Origin of the sequence: Caballeronia sordidicola (assembly GCF_000729995.1) — a bacterium.
In the GTDB taxonomy this organism is placed as follows: domain Bacteria; phylum Pseudomonadota; class Gammaproteobacteria; order Burkholderiales; family Burkholderiaceae; genus Caballeronia; species Caballeronia sordidicola_A.
In genome coordinates, this window is sequence record NZ_JNFG01000020.1 from 277,293 (window position 1) to 299,138 (window position 21,846).

18 protein-coding genes and 1 riboswitch are annotated in these 21,846 nt (G+C 60.3%); of the genes, 12 read left to right on the top strand and 6 right to left on the bottom strand.

Going from position 1 to position 21,846, the window contains the following annotated elements:
- Positions 1–14: 14 nt before the first annotated feature.
- Entirely contained in the window at positions 15–908 is an 894-nt protein-coding gene (locus FH08_RS0120485) for a LysR substrate-binding domain-containing protein (RefSeq protein ID WP_031360140.1), read from the top strand.
- Positions 909–924: 16 nt separating this feature from the next.
- Here FH08_RS0120485 and FH08_RS0120490 read toward each other — a convergent pair whose 3' ends face one another.
- The 4 genes from FH08_RS0120490 to FH08_RS0120505 form a co-directional block, all read right to left on the bottom strand.
- Positions 925–2,142: a D-amino acid dehydrogenase gene (locus tag FH08_RS0120490; RefSeq protein ID WP_031360141.1), complete on the bottom strand. Its 1,218-nt coding sequence runs from the start codon at positions 2,140–2,142 to the stop codon at positions 925–927.
- 144 nt (positions 2,143–2,286) lie between these two features.
- A riboswitch (glycine riboswitch) is annotated at positions 2,287–2,382 on the bottom strand.
- A gap of 439 nt (positions 2,383–2,821) precedes the next feature.
- Positions 2,822–4,015 carry a mechanosensitive ion channel family protein gene (locus FH08_RS0120495; RefSeq protein WP_031360142.1) on the bottom strand — a complete coding sequence of 398 codons (1,194 nt, stop codon included), beginning with the start codon at positions 4,013–4,015 and terminating at the stop codon, positions 2,822–2,824.
- 445 nt (positions 4,016–4,460) lie between these two features.
- A complete protein-coding gene (locus FH08_RS0120500; protein WP_031360143.1) occupies positions 4,461–5,801 on the bottom strand; it encodes an APC family permease in 1,341 nt (446 codons plus the stop codon).
- Positions 5,802–5,897: 96 nt separating this feature from the next.
- Positions 5,898–6,743: a carbon-nitrogen hydrolase family protein gene (locus FH08_RS0120505; RefSeq protein WP_031360144.1), complete on the bottom strand. Its 846-nt coding sequence runs from the start codon at positions 6,741–6,743 to the stop codon at positions 5,898–5,900.
- A gap of 141 nt (positions 6,744–6,884) precedes the next feature.
- On the opposite strand from FH08_RS0120505, the gene FH08_RS0120510 reads away from it, so the two are divergent.
- Positions 6,885–7,745: a response regulator transcription factor gene (locus FH08_RS0120510; protein ID WP_051888388.1), complete on the top strand. Its 861-nt coding sequence runs from the start codon at positions 6,885–6,887 to the stop codon at positions 7,743–7,745.
- A gap of 63 nt (positions 7,746–7,808) precedes the next feature.
- On the opposite strand, the gene FH08_RS0120515 is transcribed toward FH08_RS0120510, so the two are convergent.
- Together FH08_RS0120515 and FH08_RS0120520 are read right to left on the bottom strand one after the other, a co-directional pair.
- Positions 7,809–8,198 carry a tautomerase family protein gene (locus tag FH08_RS0120515; protein ID WP_031360146.1) on the bottom strand — a complete coding sequence of 130 codons (390 nt, stop codon included), beginning with the start codon at positions 8,196–8,198 and terminating at the stop codon, positions 7,809–7,811.
- Positions 8,199–8,243: 45 nt separating this feature from the next.
- Complete coding sequence (locus FH08_RS0120520; protein WP_031360147.1) at positions 8,244–8,660, bottom strand: MarR family winged helix-turn-helix transcriptional regulator; 417 nt, start codon at positions 8,658–8,660, stop codon at positions 8,244–8,246.
- Between the two features lie 210 nt (positions 8,661–8,870).
- Here FH08_RS0120520 and FH08_RS0120525 point away from each other — a divergent pair, with 210 nt between their 5' ends.
- The 10 genes from FH08_RS0120525 to FH08_RS0120570 all read left to right on the top strand — a co-directional run bounded on the left by FH08_RS0120525 (position 8,871) and on the right by FH08_RS0120570 (position 21,846).
- Complete coding sequence (locus FH08_RS0120525) at positions 8,871–9,128, top strand: hypothetical protein (protein ID WP_031360148.1); 258 nt, start codon at positions 8,871–8,873, stop codon at positions 9,126–9,128.
- 106 nt (positions 9,129–9,234) lie between these two features.
- Positions 9,235–11,367 carry a phosphocholine-specific phospholipase C gene (locus FH08_RS0120530; protein WP_031360149.1) on the top strand — a complete coding sequence of 711 codons (2,133 nt, stop codon included), beginning with the start codon at positions 9,235–9,237 and terminating at the stop codon, positions 11,365–11,367.
- 270 nt (positions 11,368–11,637) lie between these two features.
- Positions 11,638–12,843 carry an ABC transporter substrate-binding protein gene (locus FH08_RS0120535; protein ID WP_081889529.1) on the top strand — a complete coding sequence of 402 codons (1,206 nt, stop codon included), beginning with the start codon at positions 11,638–11,640 and terminating at the stop codon, positions 12,841–12,843.
- Between the two features lie 390 nt (positions 12,844–13,233).
- Positions 13,234–14,427 carry an ABC transporter substrate-binding protein gene (locus FH08_RS0120540; RefSeq protein WP_051888389.1) on the top strand — a complete coding sequence of 398 codons (1,194 nt, stop codon included), beginning with the start codon at positions 13,234–13,236 and terminating at the stop codon, positions 14,425–14,427.
- Between the two features lie 23 nt (positions 14,428–14,450).
- The gene (locus FH08_RS0120545) at positions 14,451–15,323 is read left to right on the top strand and encodes a branched-chain amino acid ABC transporter permease (RefSeq protein ID WP_031360152.1); all 873 of its coding nucleotides are present in this window, start codon (positions 14,451–14,453) and stop codon (positions 15,321–15,323) included.
- Between the two features lie 91 nt (positions 15,324–15,414).
- The gene (locus FH08_RS0120550; RefSeq protein ID WP_051888390.1) at positions 15,415–16,443 is read left to right on the top strand and encodes a branched-chain amino acid ABC transporter permease; all 1,029 of its coding nucleotides are present in this window, start codon (positions 15,415–15,417) and stop codon (positions 16,441–16,443) included.
- Positions 16,433–17,209, top strand: a complete 777-nt coding sequence (locus tag FH08_RS0120555; protein ID WP_031360154.1) for an ABC transporter ATP-binding protein — start codon at positions 16,433–16,435, stop codon at positions 17,207–17,209. The genes FH08_RS0120550 and FH08_RS0120555 overlap by 11 nt, the downstream gene beginning before the upstream one ends.
- A 5-nt stretch (positions 17,210–17,214) precedes the next feature.
- Positions 17,215–17,988 (top strand): ABC transporter ATP-binding protein, encoded by a 774-nt coding sequence (locus tag FH08_RS0120560; RefSeq protein WP_081889522.1) that lies wholly within the window; start codon positions 17,215–17,217, stop codon positions 17,986–17,988.
- Positions 17,989–18,058: 70 nt separating this feature from the next.
- Positions 18,059–20,137 (top strand): hydantoinase/oxoprolinase family protein, encoded by a 2,079-nt coding sequence (locus FH08_RS0120565; protein ID WP_200878770.1) that lies wholly within the window; start codon positions 18,059–18,061, stop codon positions 20,135–20,137.
- Between the two features lie 14 nt (positions 20,138–20,151).
- A complete protein-coding gene (locus FH08_RS0120570) occupies positions 20,152–21,846 on the top strand; it encodes a hydantoinase B/oxoprolinase family protein (protein ID WP_035566698.1) in 1,695 nt (564 codons plus the stop codon).

The following is a 21,846-nucleotide window of genomic DNA, read 5'->3' on the forward strand; positions in this document are numbered from 1 at the left end:
CATTGAGTCCGACCATGAACCTCGATCTTGCCCTCCTGCGCGCGTTTGTTGCTGTCACTGAGGCCGGCGGTTTTACCGCGGCCGGGCGACGGCTGAACCTGACGCAATCCGCGATCAGTCACCAGATACGGCGGCTTGAAGAAGAAGTGGGCCGGCCGCTTTTATATCGCACCACGCGCAGTCTGACCCTGACCGAAGATGGCGAGGATTTCTTGCGTTACGCCATGCAAATCCTGAATGCGATGGACGCGGTTACGGAGCGTTTTCAATCGTCTCCGGCTTCGGGCGTCGTGCGGTTCGGCGCGCCGGATATTTTCATGGGAGAACGGCTCCCCGTTTTGCTGACGCAATTTTCGCGGGCGTTTCCGAATGTGCGGCTGGACGTGAGCGTGGGCATGAGCCTCGATTCGCAGGCAATGGTCGCCGCGCACGAACTGGATCTTGCCGTGGTGCTGTGCGTGCACGGGGAAACGGATCGGGACGCTGACGGTATTGTGTTGCGGCGCACGCGGTTCGTTTGGGCGGCGGCGGAATCGTTCGAAGCACGCGTGGGGGCGTCGCTGCCGCTCGCGTTTTTTCCGGCGCCGTGTGTGAATCGGCGAGTGGCGCTTGAGGCGCTCGATGGCCTGCCGGTGGACTGGCATGTCGCGTTTACATCGTCGAGTCAGTCGGGCATTCGCGCTGCGGTGATGGCGGGGCTCGGGATTACGCCGCTGACGCGCGATGACCTGGAGCCGGGCATTGTGGTTGTGGATCGGCAGTACGGTTTGCCACCCTTGCCGGAAGCGGAATTCAGGCTGCTTTGGGGCAAGGGTGAACCCACGCTGGCCGCGCAGGAGTTTGGGCGGCTTGTGCTTGATGCACCGGTTGAGCGGCCATTACGAGCGAGTGCCGCTCAGTTTGCGTGATAGGGCCCTCAGGGACCTACATGCACTCCGCAATGCTGTGCGCCGTCGCAGCCGATAGCGTCCACCCCAAGTGTCCGTGTCCCGTGTTGTAGAACACGCCGTGACGCTTGCCGCTCCCGACCTTCGGCAACATGCTCGGCAGCATCGGCCGCAAGCCTGCCCACGGGATCACCCGCGATGTCGCGACACCCGGGAAATAGCGGCGCGTCCAGTCGACGAGCGGTGCGATCCGGTCCGAACGAATATCGCGATTAAAGCCGTTGATTTCAGCCGTACCCGCTACGCGAAAACGGTCGGCGCCAAGCCGGCTCGTGACAATCTTCGCGCTCTCGTCGAGCAGGCTGACCCACGGCGCACCCTCGCGACTCGCTGCGTCATCCAGGCACACGGTGATCGAATAACCCTTCACCGGATAGATATTCACGTGGTCGCCAAGCATCGATGCGATCTGCCGGCTCGCCACGCCGGCGCACACCACGATGCGTTCGAAGCCATGTTGCTGCTCGTCAGCTGCGCTGCCGCCGTGCAGCACACGCATGGCGAACGGGCCGTCGCCACGCTGCTCGATACCCGCGATCTGCGTGTCGTAATGAAAGCGCACTCCACGCCGCTCGCAGGCTTCAGCCAGACCGCGCGTGAACTTGTGGATGTCGCCGGTCGAGTCGGACGGCGTGAAAAATCCACCGTGAAAATCGCCTTGCAACGTGGGTTCGATCGCGCGCATTTCGTCGCTCGTCACCGCGCGCCGGTCAAGGCCACCCGACTGCAACAACTGGTTCACTTTCGCGGCGGTATCGAAGTCCTTCTTCTGCTGGTACATATGCAGAATGCCGCGCTGCTCGAGGTCGAAGTCGATCCCTTCACGCTCGGCAATCCCAAACAGATGCTCGCGCGCAGCAATGGCAAGGCGCACGGTCTCAACGGTGTTGGCCCGGTAGTTCGGGATCTGGCGCAGGAATTCGCCCATCCACGAATACTTGTGCCAACTCGGCACCGGGTTCAGCAGCAGCGGTGCGTCACGCGTGAACATCCAGCGCAGGCCCTTGAGCACGGTGGCCATGCTGTTCCAGACCTCGGCGTTGCTGGCGGAAAGCTGGCCGCCGTTGGCGAACGATGTTTCCATCGCCGCGTATCGGTGACGCTCGAAAACGGTGACGTCGTGGCCACGTTCGGCGAGGGCGTAAGCGGTCGTGACGCCGGTAATACCGGCGCCAATAATGGCGATTCGTGACATGACAAAGTCCAGATGAAAGTTGGGCATCGCCGGTGTTGCCGGCGTCTATGCCCCATCTGTCCGTGTACCTGAGAGTTTCAGTCGTGGCGTTGCACGCACGACATCCCCGTCGGTGGGCGCATTAAAGCGCCGCTCTCCAGATGTTCCTGCTGCGCGGTCCTTGGGCCTGAGAGTTTCCGGGGCGGTTGCTCCGTCGGCGCCGTCACCGTGTTCCGTGACAGTCTCTCCCGCGCTAGCGATTAGAACCCCGCCAAGATACCGTCTAAAAATAAGATAGGCAAGGGATTGATGTATGACTTGATTTGGGGCGGAGATGCCGGCGGCTAGTCGTTGAGGTCGATCGGAAACGCAGGATGCAGGTTTTTGTGCGGGTCCGACCGGCCTTTTTCGTGTCGAAAAGTAGTCAGGATACTTAATGACTTTTCGCGGACCGACCTCAACAAAATGCCCGGAGACAAAGCTTGATCCACCTAATCTTTCATTTAATACAATTATTTCTTTTTGCTTTCATTTCGCTATAAAATGCGCTTCCCCTTATCGATTCGGAGACCCGCATGAGCCCTTTTGCTAAGGCAGCAGCCACTCTGGCCGCGTGTATCGGCGCATTTACCGTCGTCGTATGTATTGTCGAGGGGCTGGCCGGATAACGGGGGCGCGACCGGGCTCGTACCCGGCGCCGCTAGCGCATTTGCCAGACGCGCAAATTGAATAGCGGCAAGATGCCATAGACGTGGTCGAACATATCCGACTGGATTTGTTCGTACGATTCCCAGCTTGTCTCGCTCAGGAACAGGAACACTTCCAGCGGCAGGCCCTGATTGGTGGATTGCAACTGGCGAACCACCAGCGGCATGTCTTTTCGGATTGCCGGGTATTGACGAAAGTATTCCATCAGATACCCGCGAAACATCCCAAGGTTGGTCAGACGATGTCCATCGTCCGGCACGGTGAACGGCACCTGGAAGGCTACGCTCGTCTTCAGGTTGGAGAGCAATTCGCTGTCGCAAAACCGGATGCTCTCGATGTCCAGATGAATCGCGTGCTTGACCCGCCGTCCGCCGGACTCCTCCATGCCGCGCCAGTTCTTGACGCTATTGGTCAGCAGCACATAGCTCGGCAGCATGACAATGGAATTGTCGAAATTCTGGACCTTGATCGTGTTCAGCGCGATATCGATGACCGTCCCGTCAGCCACGAATCCAGGTACTTCGATCCAGTCGCCCACGCGCAACATGTCGTACGCGGCGAGTTGAATGCTGGCGACAAACCCTAACAACGAATCGCGGAAGATGATGATCAGCAGCGCAGTCATCGCACTCACGCCAGTGAGGAAATTGGCGGGCGATCGATGCAACAGCAACGACACTGCGGCAATCAGCGCGAGCACGTACAGGAAGATGGCGGCTATCTGCAGAAAGCTTTTGATCGGCCTCTGGCTTGCAAAGGGGAAATGACTATAGCGATCTTCAATGCTGCCCAGGAACGCAAAGGCGGCGCGCAGAATGGTCACAACCATGAAGCATGCCGCTAGCGTCTCCACCGGGCGACCCAGCGCGGAAATGACCGGAAACGACACGCCTGTTAGCAACGGCGCTGAGATATAGATGATGCCCGCAGGCACGAGTGGTGCCAGTCGATGAAACACCTTGCGGCGTTCGGCGGCACGCAGCCACTTGCGGCGCTCCCCACGCGCGAGGTGACCGACGATCTTCAACAAGATGAAGCGCGTGATGTAGTAGCAGATCGCGCTGGACAACAGAATTGCCAGGAACAACGCGATGACGAGAAGGATCGCCACGGGCATGCTGTCGGTGTGGACATAGAAATGACGTCCATCCGGTCCATTCACTATGCGGAACATGTTATCGAACATAGATCCTCTCAGTGCCGGCCAGCCTGCTTTCCTGAAGATGATCCGGGCCCGCGCGGTACCGATCATTTCCCCGATCTGACTACGCAGCCTCACTAAACGTTGCTGCAGTGCGATCCAATGAGCCTGTCAACGGCATTGTAACGGCCTCCTGATCTTTACGGCGAGGCTATCTCTCTTCGATTCCCCGGGTCACATCGCTTAAGTTTTAGTTATACCTGGATTTTTTTTGTCGATTGGACCGCGCCGACGTCTCGTTTCTAACGGACACCTCGACACGTTCCCCTCGTCAACGCAAAGCGATGGTCTGCTGATTTCAATGGAGAGGAGCGCGACGTGCGCGCTGCAGATAACCCTTTATAAGCAGTGCCGAAGCAGGCAAACGCTTTCTCTAGCGCCGCGTACGCGTTGTCTTCGGCAATCGTTAGCGATCACGGCTACACCCGCTTTAAACCGCCACTTCCGGCGGTGGCTGACGGAACAAGCGCGTGATCCAGCACAGGTACACGAGCCCGATCACGAACCAGATTGCGCCTAGCACAAGCGCTGTCTTTTCAAGGCTCGCCAGCAGCCAGATATCCGCAACCGCACCGATCAGCGGAAAAACCAACCCACCGATCACGCCGATCTTCTTGTCGCCATGATTGCCTGACAAATAAATCCTGACCACGCAAAGATTGACGGCGGTGAACGCAAGGAACGCACCGAAGTTGATGAATGACGTTGAGGTCGCCACGTCGAGCTTCAGCGCGATCAAACCCACAATTCCCGCAATCGCGATGTTGATCGCCGGCGTCTTGAACTTTGGATGGATGAAACCAAACACACGCTTGGGCAGGATTTCATCGCGACCCATGGCATACAACAGACGCCCGACGCTAGCCTGTGCCGAGATGCCCGATGCAAACTGCGCGAGGATCAGGCCCGCCAGGAAGACGGTCACGAAGATATCGCCGCCAATCATCTTGGCGACTTCGAACGCGGCCGAATCGGTGTCCTTGAATTCCACGCCCGGGTGCGCAAGCTGCATCGTGTAAGCGGCCAGCACAAAAATTGCGCCGCCGATCAACGCGATCCACAAGATGGCGCGCGGCATGTTCTTCTTCGGGTCGATCGTCTCTTCGGTGAGTGTGGACACTGCGTCGAAGCCAAGATACGAATACGCGGCAATGGCGGCGCCGGCCATGGTCGAGGCGAACGGCACGTGTCCTTTGAAGAACGGTTCCGCCAACGCGATCCCGCCGGGCCCTGCCGCAGCCGCTGCATAGTGCCAGCACAACACGACAAACAAACCGACAATCGCCAGTTGCACCACCATCAACACAATGTTGAATCGTGCAGCCAGTTCAATCCCGACTATATTCAACGCGCTCGTCAGGACGATGAACGCAACGATCCAGATCCAGGTGGGCACGGTCGGGAACGCGGCGTTCAGATAAGCGGCGCCGATCAGCCAGATCACCATGGGCAGGAAGAAGTAGTCGAGCAATGTTGCCCAGCCGACCAGGAAGCCCAGATGCGCATTGAAGGTCTTGCGTGTGTAGGTATAAGCGGAGCCGGCGACGGGATAAAGCCGCGCGAGCTTGCCGTAGCTCAGCGCCGTGAAGGCAATAGCAACGAGCGCAAGCAAGTAGGCGAGAGCGGCGGTATCGTCACTTGCTTTGGCGAGCACGCCATAGGTGCCATATACGATCAACGGCGCCATATAAGCCAGGCCAAACAATAATACGGATGGCAAACCGAGTGTGCGTTTCAGATGCGACTGCGCGGCTACGGACGAGTCTTGCATGATGTCTCCGGGACTTTCGACGGGCGTGGGCGGGCGCGTCCGGAGCGCGGGCTCCGGACGATTCGTGTGCTACGGAACTGCTGAAAACTTCAGTCTTCAGTTGATAGGGCGACGGCGCTCTTCAATCACAAGCGCACGCGAACCATTGGCGTTGTCGATCGGCGTGAGGCCGAGCGGCACGCGTGCGTCGTTCAAATAACGATAATGCTCACGGCTGGCTTCCAGCAGCTTGAAATCGATATCAACGCGTAGCAGCGTTTCTTGCGCACCCGCCGCAGCGACGATCTCGCCGCTGGGATCGACGAGCGCGGATTCGCCGGGGAAGGTGAGGTTGTCGTCGCCTGTGCCGCAGCGGTTCACCATGAGCGCGAACATCTGGTTCTCCATCGCGCGCGCGGTAATGGCTCGCCGATGCACCGGGCCGAATGGATCCATGTTGCCGTTGGTGACGATCAGCAGGTCGGCATCCAGGGCGGCGACTGCGCGCGCGGTCTCGGGGAATTCGATGTCGTAGCAGATCAGGAGCCCGACTGTGAGGCCGTTCCACAAGCAGGTTTCGAAGCGATCGCCCGGCGTGAACACGCCCACGTCCGAAGCCCACAAGTGGGTCTTCCTGTAGCGCAACGCGATTTCGCCGTTGTCATCGACTAATACGGTCGTGTTGTAGAATCGCGCGCCTTCGCGTTCGGCCAGGCCTACCGCGACCGATACCCCGGCGCGTCGCGCGGCGTCGCGCACGGCGGTCAGTGCGGGACCATCAAGCGATTGCGCGACGTCCGCGACGTTTTCCCGTGTCGGAAAACCGGACAGCGTGGCTTCAGGGAACACGACCAGCTTCGTGCCCCCGGCGAGATCGGCGCGGCCGATTGTGTCGATGACCTTGCGTGTGTTGTGCCCGATGTCGCCGTCGACCAGCGCGAGTTGTGCGAGTTCTGCCTGCATTAAATCCGTCTCCTTCCAGATACCTTTCAATGGCATTATTCGGGTGCCTGCGCGAGGGCCTGCATTTTCGTCCGGACTATTATCGAGGCATTATTTTTGTCCAGGAATTACCCACCAGGGTTACCCTTACCGGAGGAGACAATGGAGTTTCAATGGCATGATCTCGCGTTTCACAGAGAGATCGGTTCAGCCATCGACGCACTCGATGGGCCGCATTTCTGGGCTCGCCTCACGCGGGTGCTCGAGCGGCATATCAGCTTCGACAGTTGGGTCGCACTGCGTTTTGCGCGCAATGGGCCGCCACTGGTCTGTGCCGAGCAGGCGTTGCCTGACGGCAAGATCGACTTGTTGTTCCAGGACTATCTGGCAGCGCTTTACCAACTCGATCCGTTCTATCTGGCGGCCTTTGAGCAGCGTGTCTCGGGTTTCTACACGCTTGCCGACGTAGCCCCCGACAACTTCAAGATGACGGAGTACTACCAGCGCTACTTCAAGAAGAACATTGTTGGCGACGAAGTGCACTTCAATGTGGTGATCGACGCCAATTACACCATGGGATTTTCTCTCGGCAATATGCACCGTTACGACGAGCGTGATGTAGCGTTGCTGACGTTGTTCTCGCCGTGGGTCCTTGCATTGATGCAGCAGCGCTTGCGATATGAAAATTTCGGCGCGGCGCCGGGGGCATCCGAGATTACGGAGGGCGGGCAGCATGATCTGCCTGCACGCTTTGGCATCCTGACTGAAAAGAGTGGGCGCGCCGCATTGACGGCGCGCGAGATTGAAGTCGCCATGTTGTCGCTGAGCGGGTTCTCATCGCGCGCGATTGCGGAGAAGCTGACCATTTCGTTCGAGACGGTCCGCGCGCACAAGAAACATATTTATTCGAAGCTCGGTATTGGTTCGCAATCAGAGTTGTTTGCGCTGTTCTATGAACCGGGTTCTCACCCGTTTGCGGAAGGTTCGGAGGGCGATGTGACGACGCCTGCGGGACAGCGGTGATGTTTCGCTCGCGCCGGCGGGAACTGCAGTCCACGAGTGCTCCGCCGGTTCGAGCAAAAAAACTCAGTGATGGTAGCGGTACTCCTGCGTGCGCCCGCCGTACCCATACGAAGCCGCCCTGACATCTTCAACATGGATATAGCTCTCTTCATGCAGGTCGCCCAATATCCTGCCGAACCCTTCAAAAACTGCCGAAATATACCGCGCCTTCTCGTCCTTCGTGTTTGTTTCGTCGGTGATCTTGATATCGAAATAGAAGCTGGATTTTTTCTGCTCGCTTAGCAACCGGCCTCCGATCACCCAGCTATCCGGATCGATGAACTGAATGGTGATCGCCGTCACCTCTCGCTTCTTGCCCAGGATGCTGGAGGTTAGTTCAAGCAACATGTCCGAGATGGCCGCAACGGCCTCGGGCGATTTTTCGATGCTTACCTTCACGTTCAAAATCGGCATTTTCCATCTCCAATTAGTTCGCTATACAACTATTTAGGAAAAAAATCAGTCGAGGCTCGACCGTGCATCTTTCACGCTCGCGACCGTGGTCGCAAAGCGTTCCTCACCTAGTTCAGCCTTCAAACGCTTGGTGACCGCGGCACTTGCAGCGTTCAACGAGTCCTTGATTCGCAACGCCTCGCTAGTAGGGTGAATCGCGGTCTCACGTCCGTCGGATGCGGTAAGCCGGCGTTCGATAAACAGCAACTTCTGCAAACCGTCCAGCGTTCGCGTTGCAGTGGATCGTGAAATGGCGAGTTCAGAGGCCAACTCGCTTTGCACGATGCCAGGTTTCGCCAGCACCGCGCGCAGCATGAATCCCTGCGGCGGCGTCAGGCCAAACGCTTTGTACGCGTTCGCCCACTCGCGCTCGAGGCTTCGCGCAAGTGCCGTTGTGTTGAAGTAAATGCAGTGATCGAACATGAAGAGACTCTAGGAGAAAATGATTCGCTATGCAACTAGTTTTTGATTTCCCAATATGCAAAACGTAAGCTGATTGACAGACTTTAGCGTTTCACCGCGCCCCATCAACTCTTACTAGATATTTCACAAAATTTTCTTGAAGCGTCTTCAGACTGGCGTCCGCGATGCAACGAAAACGTTTGCGCATACCCCGGACAGGCGGAAGACATCATGAGACGAACCGCGATATTGGCATTGGCAACGCTAGCGCTCACCGCCTGCGGACCAGACGATCAGGCGAGCGTGAGCGCCACCCAGGCTTCTGCTAATACATCGTTGCCAGCCAGCGCTGTGGAGCCGCTGGTGCTGGCCTCACCTTCTGACGTCCAGGCTGCGAGCAGTCCCATTGCGGCCGCTCAGGCAAGCCTCGCGGCGGATGCGCAGCAGGTCGCACCTGTTCTTCACTCCGCGCCGGACGCGTCGGAGTGACGCCAAAAGCCAACGCTCTCCAATGAACAAAAATCCCCATCCTGATCGAGTCCTTCGACCGGGACGGCATTGCCGCATCTATCATGACGCCTCGAGGTGAAACAAAATGACATTGAACAGCCGTCGCCGTTTCTTGCAGACCGTTGCTACTTCAGCCGGCGCCGCCGCCGCGCTGACGGTGTTCCCTGAATCGATTCGCAAAGCGCTCGCCATCCCGGCGTCGCGGCGCACCGGATCGATCAACGATATCGAACACATTGTCGTGTTCATGCAGGAGAACCGTTCCTTCGATCATTACTTCGGCCACATGCGGGGCGTACGCGGATACAACGACCGCTTCCCGATCCCGCTGCCCAGCGGCCAGCCGGTATGGTTCCAGCCGTCGAAGGAAGATTCGACGAAACCGGTGCTGCCGTTCCATCTGAATACGGCGACTACCAGCGCGCAGTGCGTAGGCGATCTGGATCACTCGTGGTACCCGACGCACTACGCGATCAATAACGGCCGTTACGACCAGTGGCCCGCGTACAAGACGGATATGACGATGGGTTATTACCTGCGCCGCGACATTCCGTTTCACTACGCGCTTGCCGATGCCTTCACTGTCTGCGATGCCTACTTTTGCTCGCTGCCGGGACCGACGCATCCGAACCGCGCGTATCTGATGACGGGCATGGTCGATCCGACCGGCACGCAAGGCGGCCCCCTGCTCGACAACAACGACTATGTGGACGGCGACGGTCCGCCGCAATATCAGTTGCTCTCGTGGACGACCTATCCGGAACGTCTTGAAGCGGCCGGTATTTCGTGGCAGATCTACCAGCAAGGCCTGAGCGGCGCCGACCCGCTGAACGGCAACTACGGCACCAACGTGCTGCAGAATTTCGCGAACATCATCAATGCGCCGCAAGGCTCGTCACTACAGTTGCGCGCAAACGCCGTGCGTACGATCGACAACTTGAAAGCCGACGTGCTGGCGAATCAATTGCCGCAAGTATCGTGGTTGTGTCCGCCCGCTGCGTACTCGGAGCATCCGAAATACACGCCGGCTTACGGGGCGGAATACACGTCGCAGATCCTGGATGCGCTGACGGCCAATCCCGAGGTCTGGAGCAAGACGGTTCTGTTCATCATGTACGACGAGAACGATGGTTTCTTCGATCACCTCGTGCCGCCGCAACCGCCCATGTCGCGGGCGCAAGGCTTGTCGACGGTGACAACGGAGGGCGAACTCCATACGGTCGTCAATCCGGGACGGGGCGGCAGCTATACCGCCGACGGCCTGCCGTACGGCCTCGGCCCGCGTGTGCCCATGACGGTTGTTTCACCGTGGACGAAGGGCGGTTTCGTCTGTTCGCAAGTGTTCGATCACACGTCGGTGATTCGTTTTATCGAAACGCGCTTCGGGGTGATGGAGCCGAACATTACGCCGTGGCGTCGTGCGGTATGCGGCGACCTGACCACGGCCTTTGATTTCCGTACGCCCGATGCGCAGATGCCCGCGCTGCCCGACACCAGCAACTACAAGACGATCGCGGACAATCAATGCGCCACGCAACCGGCGCCGACGGTGCCGGCTGTACCCGGCGTGATCGATCCGCAGGAACCCGGTACGCGCTTCGCTCGCGCGTTGCCCTACGAGTTGTATGTACAAAGCAGTCCCGATGGGGGCAACAAGACACTGACGCTTCACTTCGCCAATACCGGCTCGCAGGGCGCACACTTCTATGTCTATTCATCGAACCGTACCGACGGTCCGTGGGGCTATACGGTTGAAGCGGGCAAAACCTTGCGCGACAGCTTCGACATCAACGTAACGGCGGGCATCTATGCGTTCACGGTCTATGGTCCGAACGGATTCGTGCGCGAGTTTACCGGTACGTTGACGCCGCCGGCTAGCAGCAGTGTGACCAATCCTCCGGCTGATCCTGAATTGGCGGCGCAATACGATGTCGCTAACGGCAATGTGTTTCTGAAGTTTACGAACCGGGGCCGCGGCATTGCGAACTTATCGGTGGTCGATAACGCCTACGGGGCACAGCCGCGTTCGGTGTTGGTGCCGTCGCTGGGGGCCACGGAAGCGTCGTGGGTTCTGGCCGCGAGTCATCACTGGTACGACCTGAGCGTCACCAGCAACGACGATCCCACGTTCTTGCGCCGTCTTGCGGGTCACGTTGAAAACGGCCGGCACAGTATCAGCGATCCGGCAGCGCTTGCGCCAGTGACGGTGCTGGCTTAAGGCAGCAGGTAAGTTCGGCAAATAAGCTGGCGCGAACCCGGTACGTTTTTTCAAACGTCCGGGTTCGCGTCGCTTGGCGATCCACTGTTCTTCAATAACGATGTTGACGGACCTTAAGACCGGCACACAGCGGTGCTTTGACCAGTTCGCTTTTTCAGTAACGGTATCGGTATCGCGAAATACAATAGCCCGATCGCGATCTCTTATTTGTGGCGGTTTTTTGGCGTCGGTATTTTGACCGACGAAGACAAACCACCCAATGGAGTACCGGTGACACAACGATCGCGTACCAGACTACCCGCCGTGATTGCGCTCGCGATTGTCGCGATCTGGGGCGTCATCGCTTCGCCGAACACTTTTGCGCAAGACAAGCCAACGGAACGCGGGACGATCAAGGTCGGAATCGTCAGTCCCCAGAGCGGCGCCAATTCCAGGTATGGCGCGTTTGCCTGGAAGGGCGCCCGGCTGGCTGCTGACGAGATCAACGCAGAGGGCGGCATACTCGGACGGAAAATCGAGCTGGTGAGCGGCGACAGCCAGTGTGCGCCTTCTGAAGGCGTGTCGGCCGCGCAGAGGCTGATCAGATTCGATCATGTATCGATGATCATCGGCGACGTGTGCAGTTCGGTCACGCTCGCCATGCAACCGGTTGTCGAAGCGGCGCATGTTCTTCTGATGAATGCCGCGTCGTCTAATCCGGAAATCACGTACAGGGCCGGCGTAGGCGGTTTCAAGTGGACATTCCGGAACTATCCGACCGATGAACTTCGCGCGGCTATCGCGCTGCAGTACGCGGTAGAGAAAAAACACTATACGAAATTCGCCGTGCTGTCGGTCGACTCCGACTACGGCCGGGGGGCTATTGCATTCACCAAAAAGTACCTGCCCCGATATCCCGCGCAGATTCTCAGCGAGGACTACTACAAGGAAACGGAGACTGATTTTCGTCCCGTGCTCACCAAGATCAAATACTCCGGTGCGCAGGCTGTGATCATGTACGGGCAGGCGGACACAACGCCGATCATCGCGCGGCAGATGTTCGAGATGGGTCTGGGCGGCAAAGTCGGGCTGGTGGGCAATGGGGAGTTCACGACCGCCGCGACGATTGCCGCTGCGCCGCGTGTGATGAACGGTGCAGTCGAGGTAGCCGCGTGGTTGCCGGAGTGGCAGAACCCGCGCAGCCGCAAATTCGTCGATGACTACAAGAAGGCCTACGCCGGCGAGGTCCCAAGCGTCCAGGCGTATTCGCCCTGGGAATCGCTTCATCTCCTGGCACGAGCTGCCCAGGAAGCGGGAAGTGTCGACAATGACAAGATCCGTCGTGCGCTGACGCAGATCAGATATGAGAGCGTAATGGGGACGGTCACATTCGACGATCACCAGCAGGGCGTTTTGCCGATGGTGCTCGTCGAAGATGTCGACGGCAAACCCATGATCAGGGGCGCGATGTACTCGAAGGTCGATTATCCCCGTTAGCCTGCACGCCGTTCTTGCGTAGCGCCCCCGTACGTGGCGGCCAGCGGTCGGCTCGTGCCGTGTGTTCTAGCGGCTCCGCGTACTTTTTCGTCGGTCTTTTCTCGTCCCCTTTATTCGCTCCTGCATGGCCGAATCTCCTGCCGCTGCCCTAGCCATGTTCCGTTCGCCTGCCACCGCCTTTACGTTGTCCACGTGATCCGGGTCCACCTTCGCGCGTTTCCTGTTTGTCGGCCGGTTCCCTTGCTGTCGCGGTCAACGTCGCTGCTGCGACGCGGCATACGCGCCCCATCACGAACCTTTATGGCGGAAGCACCATTACGTATTGGTCCGTGCTTTTTGACCTATGTACCTTTGCTTTCAACACGAACTCATGCCCCACGGAGAATCCCTATGAGATGTAAACCGGTAGCTCGCCGGCTGCGCAATATGGCGTACGTCGCGGCGCTGAGCGTGCTGGGCCTGTCTTTTGCCGCGAGCGTATCCGCGCAGGACAGCAACGTGATCAAGATTGGTGTCGTGAGCCCGCAGAGCGGAGCGAATTCCCGCTATGGCGCGTACGCGCTGAAGGGTGCCGAGCTGGCGGTGAATGAGGTCAACGCCGCGGGCGGCGTGCTCGGCAAGAAGCTGGATCTGGTGCAGGGCGATAGTCAATGCGTGCCGGCCGAGGGCGTGTCCGCGACGCAGCGGATGATTCGCTTCGACAACGTGTCGATGATCATCGGCGACGTGTGCAGCTCCGTCACGCTGGCAATGCAGCCGGTTGTCGAGCAGGCGGGCGTGCTTCTGCTGAACGCGGCGTCGTCGAATCCGGAAATCACCTACCGGGCCGGAGTGGGCGGATACAAGTGGACGTTCCGCAACTATCCCACTGACGAGTCCCGGGCCGCGGCAGCGCTGGAGTATGCGGCCAAGAAAGGCTATACGAAGTTCGCCGTGCTCTCGGTCGATACCGATTTCGGCCGTGGCGCGATCACGTTCACAAAAAAATATCTGCAGCGCTACAAGGCGCAGATCGTCAGCGAGGACTATTACAAGGAGACGGAAACGGACTTTCGTCCGGTCCTGAGCAAGATCAAGTATTCCGGCGCGCAGGCGATCCTCATGTATGGCCTTGCCGACACCACGCCTATCGTCGCGAGGCAGATGCATGAGATGGCGCTCGGCGGCAAGATCGAGCTCGTTGGCAACGCCGAGTTCACCAACCCCAGCACGATCGCCGCCGCGCCGGACGTCATGAACGGCGCGATAGAGACGGTGGCCTGGTTGCCATCGTGGTCGAACCCGCGAAGTCTCAAGTTCGTCAACGACTATAAAAAGGCCTACGGCGACGTACCCAATGTGCACGCCTACACGCACTGGGAGAGCGTGCATCTGCTTGCCGATGCGATCAAGAATGCCGGCAGCGTGAAGACGGCGGACGTGCGGGCCGCGCTTGGCCAAATCCGCTACGAGAGCGTGATGGGTCCTGTCACGTTCGACGATCACCAGCAGGCAGTCGTGCCGATCGTGTTGCTCGAGGTGGTGGACGGCCACGCAGTGAACAAGGGCGTGCTGTCTTCCCGTGTCGACTATTCGGCGCACTGAACCCCTTTCTGGAGTACTCGGCCATGGGCCTTTTCATACTGGAACAAATCGTCAACGGGATCGTCGCCGGTTCCGTCTACGCCCTGATTGCCGCGGGAATGACGATGATCTTCGGCGTGCTGCGAGCGATCAATTTTGCGCACGGCGAGTACTACATGGTGGGCACCTTCGCCGCTTGGTATGTGATCTCGAAGCTCGGCATCGACTATGGCACGGCGATCGTGCTCTCGGTTGCCATCAGCGCCGCGATTGCAGCACTGATCGGCCGCCTGGTGATGCAGCGCCTGGTCAACGCGCCGTTCCAGTCGGGCGTGCTGGCTACGCTCGGCATTTCGCTGATCCTGCAGAACGCTGTGATTCTCGCGTTCGGCGGCGGCTACAAGATGTTTCCGGGCGGTTGGCTCGACCCGGTCGAGTTTCTCGGCATCGGCATGGCGCAGCAACGCATCGTGCTGGTCGGCGCGGCGCTGGTGATGTTCGGCGGGCTCGAGTGGATGGTCCGCAGCACGCACATGGGCAAGTCGATCCGGGCGGTGTCGCAGAACCCCGAGTGCTGCCAGATCATCGGTATCGACGTTGAGAAGGTTGTGCGGCGCACCTTTGTGCTCGGTACGGCGCTGGCGGCATTGTCGGGCGCGCTGACCGGACCGATCAACGTCAGCCTGTACGGAGGCATGGGCGAGTCGATCACGTTGAAGACCTTTGCCGTGATCGTGATGGGCGGGATGGGTAATGTGCGCGGCACCCTGTTCGCCGGCTGGATGCTCGGTGTCGCCGAGAGCCTGGTCGCCGGTTCGATCGGTCTGCAATACCGCGACAGCGTCGGCTTCATCGCGCTTCTGCTGATGCTGATGTGCAGGCCCACGGGTCTCTTCAGTCCGAAGGCGCGCTTCTGACCATGGTCCGTTTCCTCGCTTGGTCTGCTCATTGGCACGATGCCACAACCGGATGCCGGCACGTCCGGGTTCATCTAATGGATCGCTAATCATGTCTACTACTCTCGATACGTTGACGCCTGTTGCGCGCCATCTGCCAGCCCTTCGCTGGACCGGCGCAGGGGCGGTCGTCGTGGCCCTGGGTCTTGCGCCGCTCGTGCTCGGTGGCTACTACCTGCACGCACTGATCATCGCGATGATCTTCTTGCTGCCGGCGCATGGGCTTAACCTGATCCTCGGGTACACGGGCATGCTGTCGCTCGCACAGGGCGTCTTCTTTGGTGTCGGCGCGTATGTCTCCGCACTGCTGTCCCTGCATTTCGGCACGCCGTTTGCATTGAACCTGGTGGCGAGCGGCGTGATTTCCGCAGCAATAGCGCTGCCGCTCGGCATTCCGGCGCTGCGCTTGCGGACCTACTCGTTCGTGATGTGCACACTGGGCTTCGTGGTCATCGCGCAAACGGTAGCGAAAAACTGGATCGGCATGACGCGCGGCGACATGGGACTCTCCGGCGTGCCGCAACCGAAGTTCCAGATTGGCAACGCCGTGCTCACCATCAGCACGATCCCCGACTACTACTATCTCGCGCTGGTCGTAGCGATCATTGCCACACTCGGATTCTATGCACTGGTCAAGTCGCCCGCCGGCCGCTGCATGGTCGCGATCCGCGACAACGAAGTGTTGGCCGAGTCCCTCGGCGTGCCGACCTGGGCATACAAGCTGGCGGTCTTCATGCTGAGCGCGCTGTTTGCCGGCGTTGGCGGAAGCTTGTATGCGCATTACATGACGGTGGTGAGTCCGCTGGTCTTCCAGATGTATTACTCGACCACGGTCCTCGTCATCGTGCTCGGCGGCGGGGTGGGGCGAGTGCCCGGCGCGGTGATCGGCAGCCTGCTGTTCGTCGCATTGTCGGAAGCACTGCGCGTCACGCCTGAACTGCGCATGATCATCTATGGTTTCGTGTTGTTGCTGCTGGTGTTCTGCTTTCCTGACGGCCTGGCGCCGCTCCTCGATCGCGCACTCGAACGCATTGCGCGGATTCGCTTTGGCGCAAAGGAAGGAAATTCCGATGTCCACTAATCAAGACACGATCCTTAGTGTTGAGGGCCTGCGCAAGCGCTACGGCGGCGTGCCTGCATTGCAGGGCGTGGACTTCAACATCCGGCGCGGAGAAGTGTGCGGCCTGATCGGTCCGAACGGTTCGGGCAAGTCGACGCTGTTCGACTGTTGCACCGGCTTGCAGCGCAGCGACAGCGGCAAGGTCGTCCTGAACGGCCGCGACATCACCGGCTGGTCGATGAACCGCATAGCCCGCGACGGGCGCCTCGTGCGCAGCTTTCAGAAGACCGTGGTGTTCCACAGTCTGAATGCCGAGGAGAACCTGGTGCTCGCGGGCCAGATGTCGACGTTCCCCGGGCTGCTGTCGACTTTCTCGATCGGACCGGGTGCATCGCGCCGTGTGCGGCGCCTGCGTGAGCGAGCGGTCGAGCTGATCGAAGTTGCCGGGTTGCAGCGTGTCGCGCACCTGCCTGCCGGGAACATGTCCGGCGGCCAGCAGAAGTTGTTGCAGTTCGCCCTGATGCTCATGCCCGAGCCGGAACTGATCCTGCTCGACGAACCGCTTGCGGGTATCAACCCGATGCTGATCGAGAAGGTGATCGAGAGCATACGCGACGCGAACCGCCGTCTCGGCGTGACCTTCGTCGTCATAGAACACAACACCGATGTGCTGATGGATCTGTCGCACCGCGTGATCGTGCTGCACCAGGGCACGAAGCTCGCGGAAGGCGAGCCGGAGTCGATCGTGCGTAACCCGCAGGTCATCGAAGCGTACCTGGGAGTGTGACGGCAATGATGCTCGAAATTGAAGGCCTGCGTGCAGGCTACGGTCACCTGGAAATCCTGCACGGCGTGGATCTGCGCATCAGGCACGGCGAGTTCGTCACGCTGCTCGGTCCAAATGGAGCCGGCAAGTCGACCCTGCTGAAGACCTTGTTCGGCATGACGACCCACAAGGGCGGCTCGATTCGCTGGAAGGACCATGAGCTGGCGGGCAAGCGCCCGAAATCGTTCCTATCGCATGGCATTGCTTATGTGCCGCAGGGGCGGTGCAACTTTCCGCTGATGTCGGTCGACGAGAACCTCGAGATGGCCGCCTGCACGGTGCGCGACTCGGAGACGCGTGCCGAACGGGAATACGTCTACGACCTGTTTCCGGTGCTGCGCGAGCGTCGTGATCAATACGCCGGCAACCTCTCCGGCGGCGAACAGCAACTGCTCGAAATGGCGATGGCGGTGCTGCGCCGGCCTCAGATCCTGCTGGTCGATGAACCGTCGGTTGGCTTGTCGCCCCAGGCGGTTGCGCTCGTCTTCAACGAACTGAAGCGCCTTCACAAAGGCGGACGGACCATTCTGCTCGTGGAGCAAAACACGCGCAAAGCGTTGGAAACCGCTGAGCGAGCGGTGGTACTGCGTCTGGGCAAGGTGATCTGGGACAGCCCGTCTGACGCGCTGAGCCAGGCCCAACTGGGCGACCTTTTCATGACCGGGCACGCACATGCGCATGCTGAGGGGGCGGTCACCCCGCCGGGGAGCGTACCGATGAACGGCAAGCCTGCGTTGTGACGCGGACGCGCATCCAGATCTTTTTGTAGTCAAGGCCCGCATGGGCGACACGATTGAGGAAACAGAGATTATGAAGCTAGCATTTGACACCGGAGGTACGTTCACCGACTTCGCGATGGCCGGCGACGACGGGACGATCCTGCTGCACAAGGTCCTTAGTACGCCGGATGACCCCGCACGAGCGGTGCTGCAGGGGATCGACGAATTGCTGGCGCGCGTGCACTCCGGCAACGGCCACGCAAGCGCACCGCAGATACTCGGCGCGACAACGGTAGTGACCAACGCGGTGCTGGAGCGTCGAGGCGTCGAGACGGCGTTCATTACCACCGACGGGTTCCAGGACATGCTGCGGATTCGCACCGAAGGCCGCTATGACCTGTACGACCTGAAGATCCAGTATCCCGAGCCGCTGGTGCCGCGCAACCTCTGCTTCGGCGCGCACGAACGGATTACTGCCGATGGCGAGATCATCACTCCGCTCGACGAGGACAAGATACGTGCGATCGCCACTCACCTGCGCGAGGCAGGGATACGGTCGGTCGCGGTGTGCCTGCTGCACGCCTACAAGTATCCGCAGCACGAGCAGCGCATAGGCGAGCTGTTTGCAAGCGTTGCCGGTGACATTTCCGTTTCGCTGTCGTCGTCGGTCTGCCCCGAGGTGCGAGAGTTCGATCGCGCGTCGACCACGGTCGTCAACGCTTATACACAACCTCTGATGGTGCGTCACGTGGACCACCTTGAACGCGAGCTGTCCAAGCGGGGTGTCACGGGTCAACTGTTGTGGATGACATCGAGCGGCGGTGTGGTGCCTAGTTCGACCGCTGCACGCGTGCCAGTACGCCTGATCGAATCGGGTCCTGCCGCGGGTGCCGTGGCGGCGGCCGACTATGCGCGTACCGCTGGCGAGCACAGCGTGCTGTCGTTCGACATGGGCGGTACGACCGCGAAGCTGTGCCTGATTCCGAACGGCCAGCCAATGATCGCGAACGAACTTGAAGTCGCGCGCTACGAACGATTCAGGAAGGGTAGTGGTTTTCCGCTGAAGATCCAGTCGATACATATGATCGAGATCGGCGCGGGCGGGGGCAGCATTGCCGCGCGAAGCCCGCTCGGCCTGCTCGCGGTCGGGCCGCGCAGCGCCGGTGCCGCGCCGGGTCCGGCGTGTTATGGCCGGGGCGGCAACGAACCGACCGTGACCGATGCCGACCTGCTCCTGGGTTATGTCGACGAGCACTCGTTCCTTGGCGGTGACTTTGCCCTCGACCGGCCAGCCGCGAAGGCGGCAATGGCACGCTTGGCAGATAACCTCGAGATCACGACCGAGCGCTGCGCGTGGGGGATCCATGACATGGTCAACGAAAGCATGAGCAAGGCGGCAGCCATGCAGGCGACTGAAAGCGGTGTCGACCCGCGCGGATTGCCTTTGATTGCTTTTGGTGGTGCGGGACCGGTGCATGCTTACGGCGTCGCGCGCAAGCTCGGTATCGCCAAGGTGATCTGTCCGCTGGGCGCCGGTGTGACCTCCGCGATCGGGCTCCTGGGCGCCCCGGTGGCAGCCGATTTGTCTGCGAGCCGTCCGCTTGCCGTGGCGTCGTGGGACGCGGCGGTAATCAGAGCGGTGCTCGACCCGCTGGTCGAGCAAGGCCGCGAAGTCGTCACGTCGAGTGGTGTGCGCGCCGAGGACATCACGGCAACCTACACCGTCGACATGCGTCACGTCGGGCAGGGGCATGAAATCTCGGTCGCATTGCCCGGGCAGGACGTGGCTGCGGAAGGGTTTGTCGAGCAATTGCTTGAACGCTTTTATACCGCGTACAAGTCGCTGTATGGACGCACTGTGTCGGGTTCCGAGGTAGAGGTGATCACATGGCGCGTGCGTGTGAGTGGACCTCGCAGCGATGTGACGGCGACCGCGATCGGTGGTGGGCGCGGTGTCGGGCAGGAACCGCTGAAGGGGCGACGGCCAGTCTATTTCGACGAACTGGGCAAGTACGTTGAAACGCCCGTGTACGACCACTACGCCCTCACGCCGGAGATGCAGATCCAGGGTCCGGCCATTATCGAGCAGCGTGAGTCGACCGTGGTAGTTGGACCGAGCGCCACTGCTTCGGTAGACGCGCAGCAAAATCTGATCATGCTTCTTGCTTGAGGAAGGACACCGTCATGACTATCCGCAATCCCGACTTTAACGATCCAATCACCTTGCAGGTCATGTGGGATCGTCTCGTTTTTATCGCCGATCAGGCCGACAGCGCGCTGGGCCGCACTGCCTTCTCGCCCATCGTGCGTGAGAACCACGACTACGTCACCGTGCTGCTCGATGCGAAGGGCCGTGCGCTCTCGCAATGTACGTGGTCGATCCCGGTCTTCATCACCGCGTTGCCAATGGCAGCGCAGAACTACTTTCTCAAGGCCTTCCTGCCCGAGTCACTCGAGCCGGGCGACGTGCTCGCGACCAACGACCCGATGATCGGTACGGGTCACCTGCCTGATCTGGTGATGCTCACGCCGATTTTCCGCAACGGCCGCATCGTCGCGTACGCGGGGAGCATTGCGCACTTGCCGGATATCGGCGGGCGGCCGCAGTCGCCCGATTCAACGGACATGTTCGAGGAAGGCATCCGCCTGCCGATCCTGAAGTTGTTCAAAGCGGGTAGGCCGAACGAGGATGTATTCGCGGTTCTCGAGGCGAGCGTGCGCCTGCCGCACGAGGTGCGCGGCGACATTCAGAGCATGGTCGCGGCAAACGAGGTGATCAATCGCGAGCTCACGCGCTTCATGGACGAGTACGGCCTCGACGACCTGGAGGGATTGGGTGAAGCCATCCACGGGCGCTCGGAGCGGTTCATGCGACGCGCGATCGCCGCTCTGCCGAACGGTAAATATGGCGCCGAGGTCACACTGGATGGTTTCGAAAGCGACGTGTATCTGCGGGTGAGCGTGGAAGTGCGCGACGAGTCGATTCACGTCGACTATGCAGGCACTTCCGCGGAAGTGGCGCGCGGTATCAACGTGATGCCGCACTATCGCGTGGCGCACAGCGTCTATGCGTTGAAATGCCTCCTCGATCCGGAAACGCCGAACAACGAAGGCTGCATGATTCCCATCACCGACGAGGCACCTGCAGGCTCGATCCTGAACCCGGGCAGGACCGCGGCCGGCAGCGCACGCAACCTGATCGGCCATGTCATCCCGAGCCTGATTTTTCGCGCCCTTCAGGACGTGCTGCCGGAGCGTACGCAGGCCGACAGCGGCGGCGCGCCGATCTGGGGTGTCAACTGCCAGGGGCAGCGAGCCGATGGCAGTGCCTATGGCAGCATCCAGAATTTTCATGGCGGCCAAGGCGGGCGTGCCGCGATGGACGGCAACGATACGCTCAGCTTTCCGTCGAACTGCAAGGTCACGCCGATCGAAATGTATGAGATCGCCGTGCCCATCCTCACTGAGCGCAAGGAGCTGATCGCCGACTCGGGCGGTGCCGGTAAGTATCGCGGAGGGCTTGGTCAGCGCGGTGTATTGCGCAACCTGTCGTCGCGGCCGATGAACATTTATCTGAGCACCGAGCGAGTAAAGCACCCGTGTTTTGGTGTGCTCGGTGGTCAGTCGGGGCGCGCGGGAGCGGTGCTGCGCGATGGTCAGGCGGTATTCCCGAAGGGCAAGCTGGTGCTTGAGCCGGGTCAGCAACTGGTGCTCGAGTTGCCGGGCGGCGGCGGCTGGGGCAACGCGAATGAGCGGCCGCACGAGTTGATCGAGCGCGACCTGCGCGAGGGTCTGGTGAGTGCCGAATGCGCCAAAGCCGACTATGGCTATAGCGCCACGCGCCCCACCGAACTCGCGAACAACAAGGGAGGGCAATGA

Coding starts and splice junctions, on each gene's coding strand:
- FH08_RS0120485 (WP_031360140.1), top strand. CDS start 15: ATGAACCTCGATCTTGCCCTCCTGCGCGCGTTTGTTGCTGTCACTGAG.
- FH08_RS0120490 (WP_031360141.1), bottom strand. CDS start 2,142: ATGTCACGAATCGCCATTATTGGCGCCGGTATTACCGGCGTCACGACC.
- FH08_RS0120495 (WP_031360142.1), bottom strand. CDS start 4,015: ATGTTCGATAACATGTTCCGCATAGTGAATGGACCGGATGGACGTCAT.
- FH08_RS0120500 (WP_031360143.1), bottom strand. CDS start 5,801: ATGCAAGACTCGTCCGTAGCCGCGCAGTCGCATCTGAAACGCACACTC.
- FH08_RS0120505 (WP_031360144.1), bottom strand. CDS start 6,743: ATGCAGGCAGAACTCGCACAACTCGCGCTGGTCGACGGCGACATCGGG.
- FH08_RS0120510 (WP_051888388.1), top strand. CDS start 6,885: ATGGAGTTTCAATGGCATGATCTCGCGTTTCACAGAGAGATCGGTTCA.
- FH08_RS0120515 (WP_031360146.1), bottom strand. CDS start 8,198: ATGCCGATTTTGAACGTGAAGGTAAGCATCGAAAAATCGCCCGAGGCC.
- FH08_RS0120520 (WP_031360147.1), bottom strand. CDS start 8,660: ATGTTCGATCACTGCATTTACTTCAACACAACGGCACTTGCGCGAAGC.
- FH08_RS0120525 (WP_031360148.1), top strand. CDS start 8,871: ATGAGACGAACCGCGATATTGGCATTGGCAACGCTAGCGCTCACCGCC.
- FH08_RS0120530 (WP_031360149.1), top strand. CDS start 9,235: ATGACATTGAACAGCCGTCGCCGTTTCTTGCAGACCGTTGCTACTTCA.
- FH08_RS0120540 (WP_051888389.1), top strand. CDS start 13,234: ATGAGATGTAAACCGGTAGCTCGCCGGCTGCGCAATATGGCGTACGTC.
- FH08_RS0120545 (WP_031360152.1), top strand. CDS start 14,451: ATGGGCCTTTTCATACTGGAACAAATCGTCAACGGGATCGTCGCCGGT.
- FH08_RS0120550 (WP_051888390.1), top strand. CDS start 15,415: ATGTCTACTACTCTCGATACGTTGACGCCTGTTGCGCGCCATCTGCCA.
- FH08_RS0120555 (WP_031360154.1), top strand. CDS start 16,433: ATGTCCACTAATCAAGACACGATCCTTAGTGTTGAGGGCCTGCGCAAG.
- FH08_RS0120560 (WP_081889522.1), top strand. CDS start 17,215: ATGATGCTCGAAATTGAAGGCCTGCGTGCAGGCTACGGTCACCTGGAA.
- FH08_RS0120565 (WP_200878770.1), top strand. CDS start 18,059: ATGAAGCTAGCATTTGACACCGGAGGTACGTTCACCGACTTCGCGATG.
- FH08_RS0120570 (WP_035566698.1), top strand. CDS start 20,152: ATGACTATCCGCAATCCCGACTTTAACGATCCAATCACCTTGCAGGTC.